Genomic DNA, 14,388 nt, shown 5'->3' with positions numbered 1-14,388 from the left:
TCTCACGCCTGCTCGCTCGCGCCGATGCGGGCGCGGAGGGGCTCGGGGAGCGGGTAGGGGATTTCGGCGGGGAGGAGAGCATCCGCCTTCCCTGCCTCGCCCGCGCGGACGAGAGCGTGGGTCTCGTGTGCGAGCGCGGTCACGTCCGTGATGCCGACGATCCACTCGTCCACGTAGCGGCGGACGGCCTCGCCGGTCAGGCCGATCTGGATCGCGCGGTGGGGGAGCTCCTGCTGGTTCGTGGAGCGCTCGGGATCCCACTGGATCCGCACGGGGCTCTCGCGCAGCAGTTGCTTCCACTCGGCGGCGGAGTCGTGCCGCTTGCGGTCGTAGTGGCTCAGACACGCATGCGCGAGCGCCCACTCGAACCCGCTCCGCCTGATCCGCACGGCCAGCACCCGCTCCTGCCCCGGCTTCTCGCCCCACCCCGAGCGGTACATCATCCAGCGGAACGACGGCTTGATCCACGTCATCCGCTCCCGCCTGAACGGCGCGACGAACGTCCCGGCCTCGAGCGCGGGGTCGGCGATGGCGGGGGAGTAGGCCTGATAGACGGTCAGGGCATCGTCGTCATAGGCGGCTCGGATCTGTCGCAGGGGCCGGGCTTCCATTTCCATGGCGAGAAGCGAAGCAGCCGCGCCGTGGCTTCGTCGAACGGATTCCGGGGTCCGGAGCGCGGGGTCCCGTTGCCGACTCTGTTGATCCGGCCCGTGGCCACGGTCTCCGCGATGAAGTCGGCGGCCTTCAGCACGGACCGGAGAGGTCGAAGACAGGCAGGTCATGCTCTGCCTGAGGATCCGTGATCGAGAAGATCCACTCACCGTACGGGAAGTCGCTGACAGCCGTGAGTGAGCGACCGTCGTCGAAGACGAGGAGCAGGTCCCGGTACTCCCCGTGGGTTTCCAGGGAGAGGGCCGCGACCCGGTGCCCGATGAGCGAGTCGAGCGTCTCTCCCTCGGAACCCGGACCTTCCAGGCGCCAGTCGGTGTTGATGCGATAGTGCCACTCGGCGCCACCGACCAGAACCCCGTCGGGGTCCGGCGTGACCGTGGTGACGGTGAGCGGCAGATGTGATGAGGCGTCGGCGAGGAGGGGGTCCACTACGGTTCCAGTTCTACGTGGGTCCGGGATCGTACGTATTCCTTGTTGAACTGCTTGGGGGTCATGTTCGGGGGGACCTGGACCCCCTTCGGGGGCTGTACGGGCTTCCCGGTGAACGGGCTGATCGGCGCGTCCGAACCGTTGGTGAACGACGCGCGGAGGCCGGCGCCGTTGGCCCCCGCCTGAGGCTGCATGATCCGCACGCGGCTGCCGTCCGGGAGTTCGAAACCGGTACCTGCGGACTTGGTCGCGAACGTGCCGAATCCAGGCTCGCCGGCGTCGACCGCCGCCTGGAGCCCCTGCTCGAACTCCGCGGCGCTCTTCGGGACGGCGACGCCATCCGCCGAGGCGATGAAGCCGGGCCCGGGGGGATGAGGAGAAAGGCCGAGCGGGTCGAGCCAGACGTGCGGGTTGCGCACGTAGGCATACGGGTCGGGGCCGGGCGCCAGGCCCAGCGGATCCGGAGAGAGGTAGCGGGCGGTCTCGGGGTCGTAGTAGCGATGGTAGTTGTAGTGCAGTCGGGATTCCGGGTCGAAGTACTGGCCCGGAAAGCGGAGCGGCGTGTACGTGTCGGCGCCGGCAGGCCAGGCGGTTCCTCCCCAGATGCGCGACGAGGCTCGCCAGGCGAGCTTTCCCCCGGCGACGTCGAACAGTTCGGTCGGCGTCCCCACGAGGTCGGTCATCGCGGCGAAGAACCGCCGGGTCGTGCGGTCGCCGACCAGGAGATGCTCGGTCTGCGCGAGCGGATGACGGCCGAGGTGGTCCCAGGTGAGGGTGTGCGGCCCCGGTAGGTAGTCGGCCTGGGTGGTCTGTTCGACGAGGGTGGACGAGTCCCAGGTGAAGTCGGTGGTCTCGGCCGTGGCGCCGCCGGGCAGGACGCGTTCCTTGCTGATCCGTCGACCGAAGGCGTCGTAGCGGTAATGCCAGCGACTCCCGTCGGGAGTCTCCACATCCGTCAGCCGGTCGGCGTCGTCCCAGGTGTAGACCCAGGCCGTAGGGGGCCCGGCGTCAGCGGCAGCCACCTCGCGGCGGATCACGCGACCACAGCCGTCATGGTGGTAGGTCACATGCTGGTAGAGAGGGGAGCCGTTGGCGTCGTAGGCGCATCGCTCGGTGCGCCGCTGGGAGTGTGCGGCCGTGACCCGGCCGACCTCGTCGAGTTCGAACGCCTGCTCGCCGGAGCGCTGGTCCGCCACACCTTGGAGGCTCCCGTCCGCGCGATAGCTGTACCCGCGCGCCTGGAGGGTCGAGAGCCCGCCCTCGTCGAGCCGGACGGCCATGCTCTGTTCTGCCAGCCGGCCCGAGGAGTCCCAGGAACTGGACAGTTGCAACCGATGGTCGATCTCGCGCACGACCTCGTACCCGCGCGCATCGAAGGTGAAGTCCAGCCGGCCGCCAGGGGTTGCGAGATGGGCGGGGCGTCCCGTGGCGTCGTACGTCCAGGTGCTGGTGTTGCCTCCCGGAGTCCGGCGTGAGAGCCGCCGCCCCACGGCGTCGCGCGTGAGCCTCAGTTCGCGTCCGTTGACCGTTTCGCTCAGAAGATTGCCAAGGGCGTCCACGGACCGTCGAATGTCCGCATCGGAGTTCGTGGCCTGCAGGAGGTGCCCGCGTGGGTCGTACCGGAACCGGGTGAGCCGGTCGCCGCCATGGACCTTCCCGATCACGCGGCCGAGCAGGTCGTAGGAGAACTCCGTCCGCCGGCCCTGCGGATCGGTCCGCCCGACGATCTGGCCGGCGGCGTCGCGGACGTACCGCGTCTCGCGGCCCTCGAAGTCCTGCTCCTGGACGAGTCGACCGGCAGCGTCGTAGGTGTAGCTCCAGGTCCGTCCGCGCGCGTCGGTGGCGGCGACGAGTTGCATGTGCGCGTCGTGACGGAGACTCATGCGAGTGCCGTCAGGCTCGGTCCGGGCGGACAGGGTTTCGAAGTGCGTGTACTCGGACCGAGTGGTCGCGCCCGTCTCGTCCGTGTGAGTCAGACAGTTGCCTTCAGGGTCGTACGACCAGAGTTGCGTGGAGCCGTCCTGGGCTGTTCGACGGGCAAGATGTCCCTCGACCGTCCAGTCCAGGGATGTGGCGTGGCCGAGACCGTCCGTGATCCGGCGAACCCGGCCGAACGCGTCGCGCAGGTATCGCGTCGTCTCTCCGGAGGGGGACGAGACCAGCACGGGGAGTCCGGCTGCGTCACAGTGAACCTGGCTGGATCCGCCCGTCCGGTGGTCGATTCCGGACAGATGGCCGCGCTCGTCGTAGGTGTACCGGGTCACCGCCCCGAGCGGGTCCGTTGCCGAGGTCCGGCGCCCCGCCTCGTCGTACGTCCGGAGCAGCACCGCGCCGCCCGGTTCGACGATGCGGGTGGGGAGGCTGAGCTCGCCCGCGTACTCGGCGGTGGTGCGTTCGCCGTCCGGGCGGATGACGGTGGTGAGGTCGCCGGCGCCGTCGTATTCGTAGCGCGTGGTGCGCCCGAGGGGGTCGGTCTCGCTGAGGAGGCGGTCGAACCGGTCTCGCTCGTAGCGGGTGGCGTTGCCCAACGGGTCGACGATCGCGACGACTTGGTGGCGGTCGTTGATGTGGTACCGCGTCGCGTAGCCGAGGGCGTTGGTCTCCGTGTGGACGCGCAGGCCGGTGGCCGGATCGGGCTCCCCGTAGTGGAAGGTGAAGCGAAGCGAGTCGTCCTCGCCGCCCTCGTCGACGACCCGGCCCCGGCTGTCGTAGACGTACCAGTAGCGGCTGTTGTTGCGGTCCGTCCAGGAGGTGACGCGGTCCCAGGCGTCGTAGGTGAACCGCATCGGCAGGCTGGAGGAGTTGTAGACCTCGGTGAGGTTGCCGTCCTCGCCGTAGGCGTAGCGCAGCAGTTCCTGGTCGCCGCCGTCCGGGGCGGCTCCCGCCAGGAGGAGGGCGGTGATGCGGTCGCGGTCCGTCGTCACCAGGAGCCGGTAGCCGCCGGAGTGCTGGATGGCCAGCGGGGTACCGGCGCCGTCGTACTCCAGGTCGTAGTGGCGGCCGGAGCGGTCCCGGACGCGGGTGAGCAGGGCCGTCGCCCCGTCCGCCTGGACGGTGAACTCGCGGACCAGGCCGGTGCCCGGTTCGGTCACGGTGTAGAGGCGGCCGCGGGCGTCGACGCCCAGGAGGCGTCGGTCGCCCGCCGAGGCCTGGACGGGCTCGCCGGGCTCGGGATGCGGGTACGCCTGGGTGACCCGGTCGGCGCGGATGTGGACGACGCCCTCGGCGTCGATCTCCAGGCGTTCGTCGAAGGTGCAGACCCAGCGACGGCCCATCCAGCGCCCGGCCCGGTAGCCGGACTCGAAGTTGCGGGTGAACAGCAGCGGCAGCGAGCCCGGCAGGGAGGCGTCGACCTGGTCGATGTACATCCGGCCCGTCGCCATGTCGACCGGCTCACCGCCGCCGCAGACGGCGTCCTCGGTGCGGCCGGCGTCGTGCGGGTCCTGGACCTGCTCACGGCCGGCGCCGCCCTCCGGGCCGCCGCCCTCGCCCGGGCTGGAGGACGGGCCGCCGCCGGAGGGCGCGTGCGGGTCGTGCGGGGTGGTGCCGGCGTGCTCGGCCGACTTGCCGAGGTCGTCGACGGTCTTCGCCTCGTTCTCCGCGGCGTGCTCGGCGACCTGGGTGGTCTTCTCCTCGGTGTCCTTGAGGATGGAGTGGTAGGCCTTGCTGAAGTCCTGGGCGAGGCCCTGCTCCGCCTTCTTCGCCGCGTCTCCGACCGCCTGCGCGATCTCGCTCATTCCCCCGTGGTCCCGTCTTCGTCGGTTCGGCTCGTGTTGTTCGGACTACTCGAAGCTCATCCCCGCGAGCCGGCCGCTCAGGACCTGTGCGTGGCCCTGCACCGTCTCCGCGTGGACGGCGAAGAGCTGGGCGTGGGCCTTGAGGTTGTCCGGGTGGATCATGAAGCCGTCGCCCGGGCCGCTGCCGCTGACGCCGAGCATGTCCTCCAGTGCCGAGTAGGTCATGCCCGCGACGGCCTTCTCGACGACGCCCAGCAACGGCGTCAGCGCCGCCTCGATGACCTGGCCGATGATGTACTGGACCAGCTGCTGCTCCAGGAAGTCGACGGCCTTCTCGGCCGCCTCCACGATCAGCGCCTCGGCGGCCTCGGCGAGGCCGAGGGTCGCCACGGCCGCGGCCTGGTCCGCGATGAAACTGGCGGCGAGGGCGATGAGTTCGGCGATGCAGTCCAGCTTCATGGCGACGATGTAGTCCGCGCCCGCGTCCAGCGCGGTGGCGAGCACCTGGCAGGCGTCGAGCAGGTCCTGCATGTGGCCCTGGGAGAGGTGGGCCCACTTGGAGACCAGCAGCTCGTACGAATTGCCCTGGTAGTGCTGGCTCATGTCGCTGACGGTGCCGGTCGCCTGCTGGTGCGTGTCCTGGATGTTCGTGGCGAACTCCCGGACGTGGGAGGCGAACTCGCGGACCTTGTCCTCGTTGATCTGCGGCCAGTTGATGCCGATGAACTGCAGGAACTGAGCGACTTCGCCCGGAAGTTCGATGGCCATGCTTTCCCCCCGTGACCGTCGGATCCAGTGGATCGCGTCGCGTTCCTGTCACCGTAGCAGCGGCGTCGGACGGCGAGAGCGCATCTCCTGGTTCGTCCGGCGGAGAGGAAGCACCGAGGGCCGTGATCGCTCGCCTGCGTAGTATTTGCCCTGTATGTCCGTAGTCTCGATGCTCAAGAGCCGCGACCCAGGAACGAGGAGCACCGTGCAGGCCAGTGCCAGTGAGGACGCCCCGCCGAACGCGCCGGTTCCGCCCGACTCCGGTGCGTCCGACGCGCGGCTGCGCGCGGTGGTCGGGCTGGCCCAGGCGATGGCCGCGGCGCCGGACGGCCGGGCGGCTGCGCAGGTGGCGGCCGGGCGCGCGCGGGAGATCATGGCGGCGGAGTTCGCCGCGATCTCCATGTGGGAGCGCGAGCGCGGGCGGCTGCGGGTGCTGGTCAACGACGGTCTGCTCGCGCCCGGCGAGGAGGAGTTGCCGCAGGACGAGTCCTATCCGCTGGCCGAGTACCCGGAGATCGGGCAGTTCCTGGCCCAGCGCGGCCTCGGCGAGATCTTCGCCCCGGACGGGCTGCCGCGGGCCTGGGTGCAGAGCGCGGACGGCGGCGCCGCCAACGGCCCCGACTGCCGCGCACGGGCCGCGTCGCTGCGGCGGCGCGGACGCGCCTGCTGCCTGGTCGCGCCGATCCTCCTCGGCGGCCGGGCCTGGGGTGAGCTGTATCTGGCCCGGGTCGCGGGCCGCCCCGTCTTCGACGACGCCGAGGCGGCGTTCGCGACGGTGCTCGCCGCGCAGCTCTCCGCCGGGCTCGCGCAGAGCGAGCGGCTGGAGGAGGTCAGCCGCCTGGCCTTCACCGACCCGCTGACCGGCCTCGCCAATCGCCGCGCCGTCGACGCCCGGCTCGACGCCGCGCTGGAGCGGCACCGCCTGGACGGCACCGTCGTCTCCCTCGTCGTCTGCGACATCAACGGCCTGAAGCGGGTCAACGACGAGAAGGGCCACGAGTTCGGCGACCGGCTGCTGGAGCAGTTCGCCAACCAGCTCTCGCTGTGCGGCGCGATGCTGCCGGGCGCGCTGGCCGGGCGGCTCGGCGGCGACGAGTTCTGCCTGGTCGCCAGCGGGCCGAGCGCGGACGAGGTGGTGCGCGTCGCGGAGGAGCTGTGCGCGCAGGCGCTCACGATCGATCAGGGGGAGGGCGTCGCCTGCGGGGTGGCCTCCACCGGCGACCCGATCGGGCCCGTCACCACCTCCGACCGGCTGTTCCGACTGGCCGACGCCGCGCAGTACCGGGCCAAGTCCGGTCCGGCGGCGCAGCCCGTCGTCGCCGGACGAGGCAGCCTTCCCGACCCGACGGTGAGTCTCGCCGACTCCGGCGTCCGTCCAGGCGGCGGCCGCCGCACCGAGCGTCGGCGCTTCCGCGGGGCCCGTCACACCGCCGATCCGGGCCAGCTCCTCGCGGCTGTGACGGCCGCGCTCGACGACGGCCCCGGCCCCGCCGGAACGTTCTCCCGCCTCGAGACCGTCGCGGATACGGTCTCCCAGCTGCTGGACGCCGTCGCCTGGTGGGTCTCCTACCTGCCGCCCGGCTCCACGACGATGCACACCGCGGGTTACGGCGTCCGCCGGATGACCCGCGGGCCCGGCAGTGTCCGGGCCCAGGTCCAGCGGGCGATGAACGAGGCGCCGGATGCGGTCTTCGACCTCAAGGCCTATCCGCTGACCGCGCTCGCGATCCGCGGCGGGAGCTTCGGCCTGCGGACGGGCGTCCCCGGCAACGACCCGGCGGAGGAGGCGGTCCTCGTGGTCGGCGGTTACCGCGCGATGGTCGCCGCGGGCGGCGCGAACGCCGCCGGCGGCTGGCTGATGGAACTCTTCGCGGACGAGTCCACCCTCTCCTTCGCCGCCGTCGGCCCGACGCTCCGCGCCCTCGTCGCCATCGCCCTCCAGGGCCCGGCCAGCCCCCCGTGACCCGATCCCCCTCGAACCCGGCGCTAGCGGGCGGAGAGTTCCTCGCTCGAGGAGAGGATCCGCTCGCCGCCGGTGTAGAGGTTCGCGCTGCGGCCGCGGAGAAAGCCGACGAGGGTCATGCCGGCCTCGTCCGCCAGGTCCACCGCGAGGGCGCTCGGGGCGGAGACCGCGGCGAGGAGCGGGATGCCCGCCATCGCGGCCTTCTGGACGAGTTCGAAGGAGGCGCGCCCGCTCACCATCAGCAGGTGGCCGCGGAGCGGGAGCAGGTCCTCCCGCAGGGCCCAGCCGATGACCTTGTCCACGGCGTTGTGGCGGCCGACGTCCTCGCGCAGGCAGAGCAGGCGGCCGTCGGCGGTGAACAGGCCCGCCGCGTGGAGGCCGCCGGTGGCGTCGAAGGCGCGCTGGGAGGCGCGGAGGGTGTCGGGCAGGGAGAAGAGGACCTCGTCGGCGACGGTCAGCGGATCGTCCGCGAGGGTCGCGGGGAGCCGCTTGCGGACGGCGTCGACCGTCTCCGCGCCGCAGAGGCCGCACGCGCTGCTCGTCAGCAGGTTGCGGTAGGCGGAGACCGGGACGGTCCCGGGGCGGGCCACGCGGGCGTCGACGACGTTGTAGGTGTTGATCCCCTCGGCGTTCGTGCCCGCGCAGTAGCGCAGGGCCGGGACGTCGTCCGCGGTCGCGGCTATGCCCTCGGCGACGAGGTAGCCGGCGACGAGGTCGAAGTCGTGGCCGGGGGTGCGCATGGTGACGGTGAGCGCGCGACCGCCGACGCGGATCTCCAGGGGCTCCTCCGCGGCCAGCGCGTCGGGACGCGCGTCGCGGCGCCCGTCGCGCAGACGGGTCACCCGGCGGCGTTCGGTCACCCGGCCCATGGTCGGCCTCCTTCGTTCGCGCGCGTCCGCGCGGTCCTCGTCCGGCGTGTATCCCGACCACCGTACTCAACACCGTGCCGGGAGGAACCGCCTGAGCAGCGGTGACGGAGAGGCCCGCGAAGCACGCGACGACTCCTGTTGTCATAGTGCCATTCACATGATGTGATTTCGTATATGGATATGCACAACGTCGTCATCGGCAAGGCCAACGTGGGCCCGGCCGACGTCATCGCGGTCGCGCGCGGCAACGCCAAGGTGGAGCTCTCCGGGGACGCGCTGGCCGAGATGGCCGCGTCTCGCGCGCGGATCGACGCGCTCGCCGCCGAGCCGCGCCCGGTCTACGGGGTGTCCACCGGCTTCGGCGCCCTGGCCGTCCGTCACATCAGCCCGGAGCTGCGCGCCCAGCTGCAGCGCTCGCTGGTCCGCTCGCACGCGGCCGGCATGGGCCCGCAGGTCGAGCGCGAGGTCACCCGCGCGCTGATGCTGCTGCGTCTGAAGACCCTCGCCTCCGGCCGCACCGGCGTCCGCCCGGTCGTCGCCGAGACGATGGCGGCCATCCTCAACGCCGACATCACGCCGGTCGTGCACGAGTTCGGCTCGCTCGGCTGCTCCGGCGACCTCGCGCCGCTCTCGCACTGCGCGCTGACGCTGATGGGCGAGGGCCTCGCCTACGGCCCCGACGGCGCCGTCCGCGACGCGGGCGAGCTGCTGGCCGAGCACGGCATCGAGCCGATCGAGCTCGCCGAGAAGGAGGGCCTGGCCCTCATCAACGGCACCGACGGCATGCTCGGCATGCTGGTGATGGCGATCGCGGACCTCGGCCGCCTGTTCACCGTCGCCGACATCACCGCCGCCATGTCCCTGGAGGCGCTGCTCGGCACCGAGCGCGTGCTGCTGCCCGAGCTGCACGCGATCCGCCCGCACCCCGGCCAGGCCGCCTCCGCCGCCAACATGCTGAAGGTGCTGGAGGGCTCCGGCCTCACCGGCCACCACCAGGACGACGCGCCGCGCGTCCAGGACGCCTACTCCATCCGCTGCGCGCCGCAGGTCGCCGGCGCCGGGCGGGACACCCTCACGCACGCCCAGCTGGTCGCCGACCGCGAGCTCGCCGCCGCGGTCGACAACCCGGTGGTGCTGCCCGACGGCCGCGTGGAGTCCAACGGCAACTTCCACGGCGCGCCCGTCGCCTACGTGCTCGACTTCCTCGCCGTCGCCGCGGCGGACCTCGGCTCGATCGCCGAGCGCCGCACCGACCGGCTGCTGGACAAGAACCGCTCGCACGGCCTGCCGCCGTTCCTGGCGGACGACCCGGGCGTCGACTCCGGCCTGATGATCGCCCAGTACACCCAGGCCGCGCTGGTCAGCGAGAACAAGCGGCTGGCCGTCCCGGCCTCGGTCGACTCCATTCCCTCCTCGGCCATGCAGGAGGACCACGTCTCCATGGGCTGGTCCGCCGCACGCAAGCTGCGTCAGGCCGTGGAGAACCTCGCCCGCGTGCTCGCCGTCGAGCTGGTCGCCTCGGCCCGCGCGCTGGAGATCCGCACCTACAGCCACACCGGCGAGGGCAGCAGCCCGCTCGCCCCGGCGACGGCCGCCGCCATCGCCGCGGCCCGCGAGGCCGGCGTCGGCGGTCCGGGCTCGGACCGCTTCCTCGCCCCCGACCTCGAAGCCGCGTACCGCTTCGTCCGCGGCGGCGGCCTCGTCTCCGCGGTCGAGACGGTCACCGGTCCGCTGGCCTGACCGGCACCCCGGCCGGGCTGATTCGCCCGTCTGAACGACAGGCGAACAACCGTTCCGGACCATGTGTCCGGATCCGTACCGGCAGGTGAGAAGGGACTTGCCGACTCTGCATGCGGTCATGCAGAGTCGGCACCTACTGAATCGCCTGCACGCCCGCTGGAGGCGCACATGAGCGTGACACCGCCCCAGTCGGTGGAGGCCCCGCAGGGCAGCGGGCCCTCCAGCAGGCTGCTCCGCCTGTTCGAGGGGTACCGGCTGACGCCGACTCAGCGGCGCATCGCGCACTGCCTGGTGCGCAACGCCGCCGAGGCCCCCTTCCTGTCCAGCGTCGAGGTGGCCGAGCTGGCCGGCGTCAGCCAGCCCTCGGTCACCCGCTTCGCCGTGGCCCTCGGCTTCGACGGCTACCCGGCGCTCCGCCGCCGCCTGCGCGAGCTCGGCCTGGCCGAACCCGGCAGCGAGCCCGGTGCGCGCGTCGGCGGGGTGCGCGAGACGGCGGGCGAGATCGTCCGCAACGAGCAGCAGCAGGCCGTGCTGAGCGAGATCGCCAACCTGCAGCACCTCGCCGCGGTGCTGGCCGACCCCGAGCCCGTGCTGCAGGCCGCCCGGGTGCTGGCCGCGTCGCAGCCGCTGATCGTCCTCGGCCTGCGCGCCGCCTCGGCCCAGGCGAACGGCTTCGCCTACTTCGCCGCCAAGGTCCACCCCGACGTGCGGCTGCTCGACGAGGGCGGCTCGCTGCTGCTCGACCGTATCGAACAGGCCCGGATCGCCGGCGCGACCGCGCTGATCTGCTTCGCCCTGCCGCGCTACCCGCGCGAGCTCCTCGACGCCCTCAACACGGCCAAGGCCGCCGGGCTCACCGTCGTCACCGTCGCCGACAGCGCCTTCGCACCCGTCGCGTCGGTCTCGGACCTGCTGCTGCCGGCGGCGGTCGGTTCCAGCCTCGTCTTCGACACGGCGTGCGCGCCGATGATGCTGGGACGCGTGCTGCTCCAGGCCATGTGCGACGAGCTGCCCGGCTCGGTGCTGCGCCTGGAGGAGTTCGAGCAGCAGGCCACGACGCGGGGCCTGTTCATGGGGTGACGCGGGGAGCGTCCGACGGTGATTTCCCGCCTGCACACCCCAAGACAATTCTCATGCGGCGGAGTTATCGTCCCGCCATGCTGCGTGGAACCTATGCGCGCGCCCGGGTCGTGGTCGTCCGGGGAACCGTGGCGCGGACACTGATGTGGATCGGAGCGGTCGGTGCGTTGGCCGGGCTGCTCATTCCGAGTCTGACCGGGCTCGGGCGGGGGATGTCGGTCGGCGCCGCGCTGTTCGTGGCCGGCCTGGCGGCCGGACTGCTCCAGCGCCGACGGTGGTTCGCCGCGCGTGCGGCCGCGGCGACGAAGGCCGCGTTCGCGGTGACGCTGGAGCCGCCGCAGGAGACCCGGCAGCGGCTCGCTCGCGGGCACGCCCTGTGGCTGCTCGTCGGCATCGGCGTGACCGCCGCGCTGGGCGTCCTCGCCGGGCCCGCCGCGGCGCTCGGCGTGCTCGGCTACGGCCTCGGCGTGCAGTTGTCCGTGCTGCTGCTCGCGCGCTGGGAGCACCGCGAGGAGAAGCTGCTGTGGGCCCGCACCGACGACGGCCGCCTGTTCGGCCGCCGCGCCGCGGTGGGGGAGTTCGTCACCACCGGCCCCGCCGCGGGCAAGGTGAAGGCCGTGGTGCACGGCTGAGCGAGCGTGCCGGAAGCGGTAGGAGCAGTCGGCCGGAAAATCGGATGCGTGCGGCGGCGGGCGTCGGTAGTTTCTGCCGTGCGTCTTCCGATGCGCGCGGCCCCGGTTACTTCCTGACAACGACGACCACCGGCGCCCCTTTCTGATCTCGGAGGACGCTTCCACACCTCTGCGCACGAGCGCACGACCCACCCGTCCTGGGGGACTTCTGCGTGAGCCGGTTCAACCGCCAGCGCGCCAAGACCGAAGCACGAGCCGAGATCCAGTCCGAAGTACCAGGTCTGACCCGCAGCGGGGCGGACTCACCCCTCTCCGTCCACGGAACCTGGCCGGTCCCCGGCCCCGGCGATCCCGTCCGCACCCGGCTCCGTGTGGCCAACCACCAGGGCGGCGTCGGCTACGTCCGTGAGCCCAAGCAGGAGTTGTTCCTGCTCGCGGCCGCGAACATGGTCGGTCGGCACAGCTTCTACGAGGGCGCGGGCTCCCGCGACGACCGCTACCTGCGGCTGGTGCGCGAGCTCGCCGTGACCGACCCCGCCTGGACCCTCGGCCTGCTTCGCTGGCTGCGCGGTGAGGCGCAGATGCGGACCGCCTCGCTCGTCGGCGCGGCCGAGTTCGTCCGGGCGCGGACCGACGCGGGCCGGGCCGGCTGGTCCCGGGAAGCCGTCGAGGCCGTCCTGCAACGCCCGGACGAGCCAGGCGAGTTGCTCGCCTACTGGACGTCCCGCTACGGACGGCGGCTGCCGCAGCCCCTCAAGCGCGGGGTCGCCGACGCGGTGTGCCGCCTTTACACGGGCCGGGCCCTGCTCAAGTACGACACACAGGCGCGCGGTTTCCGGTTCGGCGACGTGCTGGAGCTGACTCACCCCGCGCCCGCGCCGGACCGGTCCTGGCAGGGGGCGCTGTTCCGCTACGCGCTGGACCGGCGGCACCGCCCCCGGCACGCCCTGCCGCCCGCGGCGGAGCCGCTCCTGGTGGCCCACCACGCCCTCCTCGACGTCCCGGCCGAGGAGCGGTACGCAGTGGTCACCGCGCCCGGCGGCGCGCAGCGGTTGGCCGCGGCCGGGATGACCTGGGAGGCCCTGGCCGGCTGGCTGAAGGGCCCGTTGGACGCGGCGGTGTGGGAGGCGGTGATCCCCTCGATGGGGCCCATGGCGCTGGTCCGCAACCTGCGCAACTTCGACGAGGCCGGGATCGGTGCGGAGGCCGCCGAGGAGGTCGCACGTCGGATCGCGGACCCGGCCGAGGTCGCCCGGTCCCGGCAGTTCCCGTTCCGGTTCCTCGCCGCGCACCGAAGCGTCCCGTCGTCCCGCTGGGAGACGGCGCTGGAGACGGCGCTCCTCCACTCCCTCGCCAACGTGCCCGAACTCCCGGGCCGGACGCTGGTCCTGGTGGACCGGTCCGGGTCGATGTTCGACCGACCGAGTGCGCACACCCAGCTCAACCGCGCCGACTCCGCGGCCGTCTTCGGCACCGCGCTGGCCCTGCGGGCCGAGCACGCCGACCTGGTGGAGTTCGGCACCGACAGCCATCGCGTCGAGGTGCGCCCCGGCGACTCGCTGCTGCGGACGGTCGACCGCTTCCGCAGCCTCGGCGGCACCAACACCGCCGCGGCGGTGAGCGGGCACTACGACGAGCACGACCGCGTCGTCGTGGTGACCGACGAACAGGCGCACTGGTCCCCGGGCGGTCATGTCTTCCGGGGAATCCCGGGGCACGTGCCGACCTACACCTGGAACCTCGCCGGATACGGCGTGGGCCACGCTCCCTCCGGCCCGAACCGGCACACCTTCGGCGGCCTGAGCGACGCGGCCTTCCGCCTGGTCCCGCTCATCGAGGCGGGCGACGGCGACCGCTGGCCCTGGGAGGCGCTGGCGGCCGCCGCGGGCGGATGAGCGCCACCTGACCGACCTGCCGGTCAGTCCTCCTCGCGAGCCACGCGGACCGACGCCGCGACCCGCCCGCGCCGCGCCTCGAACGCCGCGGTGAGCTCGGCCGCCCAGACGTGCTCGACGAGCAGCAGCAGCGCCGACTCGTCCCCGTGCAGCAGTTCCCGCGCCGCCTCCACGTCCTCGTCGGTGATCAGGCCACCTTTGCCCGGTTCGGCGGTGGCGACCCCGTCCGCGCCGCGGCGCAGCTCGCGTGCGTCGAGCACCCGGACCCCGCCTGCCTGCCGCAGCCGGTCGAGTGGGCCGAGAACCGCTTCGCCGACGCGCCCACCGGGGAAGGCCAGGACCAGGAACTCGACCGGGCCCACGTGGGTCTCCTCTCGACGCGTGGCTCGTCCGTGACAGCATAGGTGCCGAACAGTAACAAAGCGGACAAAGAAGACCTTCCGTCGGGCTTCTCGGCGGACTCCTTGACGACGGGCTCTGGTGGAGCGGGGAATGAACGGCTACATTCAGATTTATCGATAGTGAATGAAACTATCCAGAGCCTCGATCAGAGCACCGAGAGGACGTGAACCATGGCGCAGCAGCAGAGCGGCCCGCGCACGG

Annotated in this window: 10 protein-coding genes and 1 pseudogene; 5 read left to right on the top strand and 6 right to left on the bottom strand. The window is 72.3% G+C overall.

Annotated features, from left to right (window positions below; translation table 11 throughout):
- Positions 1-2: 2 nt before the first annotated feature.
- The 4 genes from TR49_RS19425 to TR49_RS19410 form a co-directional block, all read right to left on the bottom strand.
- Positions 3-617 (bottom strand): DUF4291 domain-containing protein, encoded by a 615-nt coding sequence (locus TR49_RS19425; protein ID WP_042383236.1) that lies wholly within the window; start codon positions 615-617, stop codon positions 3-5.
- A gap of 127 nt (positions 618-744) precedes the next feature.
- The gene (locus TR49_RS19420; RefSeq protein WP_042383235.1) at positions 745-1,101 is read right to left on the bottom strand and encodes a hypothetical protein; all 357 of its coding nucleotides are present in this window, start codon (positions 1,099-1,101) and stop codon (positions 745-747) included.
- Positions 1,101-4,838 carry an RHS repeat-associated core domain-containing protein gene (locus TR49_RS19415; RefSeq protein ID WP_052434446.1) on the bottom strand — a complete coding sequence of 1,246 codons (3,738 nt, stop codon included), beginning with the start codon at positions 4,836-4,838 and terminating at the stop codon, positions 1,101-1,103. The genes TR49_RS19420 and TR49_RS19415 overlap by 1 nt, the downstream gene beginning before the upstream one ends.
- Before the next feature lie 45 nt (positions 4,839-4,883).
- Entirely contained in the window at positions 4,884-5,606 is a 723-nt protein-coding gene (locus tag TR49_RS19410) for a WXG100-like domain-containing protein (protein WP_042383234.1), read from the bottom strand.
- Between the two features lie 310 nt (positions 5,607-5,916).
- Here TR49_RS19410 and TR49_RS45705 point away from each other — a divergent pair.
- Positions 5,917-7,029: pseudogene (locus TR49_RS45705) on the top strand (diguanylate cyclase domain-containing protein); the annotation flags it as partial.
- 563 nt (positions 7,030-7,592) lie between these two features.
- On the opposite strand, the gene fdhD reads toward TR49_RS45705, so the two are convergent.
- Positions 7,593-8,438 (bottom strand): formate dehydrogenase accessory sulfurtransferase FdhD, encoded by an 846-nt coding sequence (gene fdhD, locus TR49_RS19400; protein ID WP_042383233.1) that lies wholly within the window; start codon positions 8,436-8,438, stop codon positions 7,593-7,595.
- Positions 8,439-8,618: 180 nt separating this feature from the next.
- On the opposite strand from fdhD, the gene hutH reads away from it, so the two are divergent.
- From hutH to TR49_RS19380, 4 genes are all read left to right on the top strand, one after another.
- Entirely contained in the window at positions 8,619-10,178 is a 1,560-nt protein-coding gene (hutH, locus tag TR49_RS19395) for a histidine ammonia-lyase (RefSeq protein WP_042383232.1), read from the top strand.
- Positions 10,179-10,346: 168 nt separating this feature from the next.
- On the top strand, positions 10,347-11,258 hold the full coding sequence (locus TR49_RS19390; RefSeq protein WP_042383231.1) for a MurR/RpiR family transcriptional regulator: 912 nt from the start codon (positions 10,347-10,349) through the stop codon (positions 11,256-11,258).
- A 77-nt stretch (positions 11,259-11,335) separates the two neighbouring features.
- Complete coding sequence (locus TR49_RS40105) at positions 11,336-11,890, top strand: hypothetical protein (protein WP_052434444.1); 555 nt, start codon at positions 11,336-11,338, stop codon at positions 11,888-11,890.
- 212 nt (positions 11,891-12,102) lie between these two features.
- On the top strand, positions 12,103-13,785 hold the full coding sequence (locus TR49_RS19380) for a TROVE domain-containing protein (RefSeq protein WP_042383230.1): 1,683 nt from the start codon (positions 12,103-12,105) through the stop codon (positions 13,783-13,785).
- Between the two features lie 23 nt (positions 13,786-13,808).
- Here the strand turns inward: TR49_RS19380 and TR49_RS19375 are convergent, their stop codons facing one another.
- A complete protein-coding gene (locus tag TR49_RS19375; RefSeq protein ID WP_042383228.1) occupies positions 13,809-14,147 on the bottom strand; it encodes a hypothetical protein in 339 nt (112 codons plus the stop codon).
- Between the last annotated feature and the right edge of the window lie 241 nt (positions 14,148-14,388).

Source organism: Streptacidiphilus melanogenes (genome assembly GCF_000787835.1).
GTDB lineage: Bacteria > Actinomycetota > Actinomycetes > Streptomycetales > Streptomycetaceae > Streptacidiphilus > Streptacidiphilus melanogenes.
Note: the sequence above shows the minus strand (reverse complement) of the source record. Positions and strands in the feature narration are given on the sequence as shown.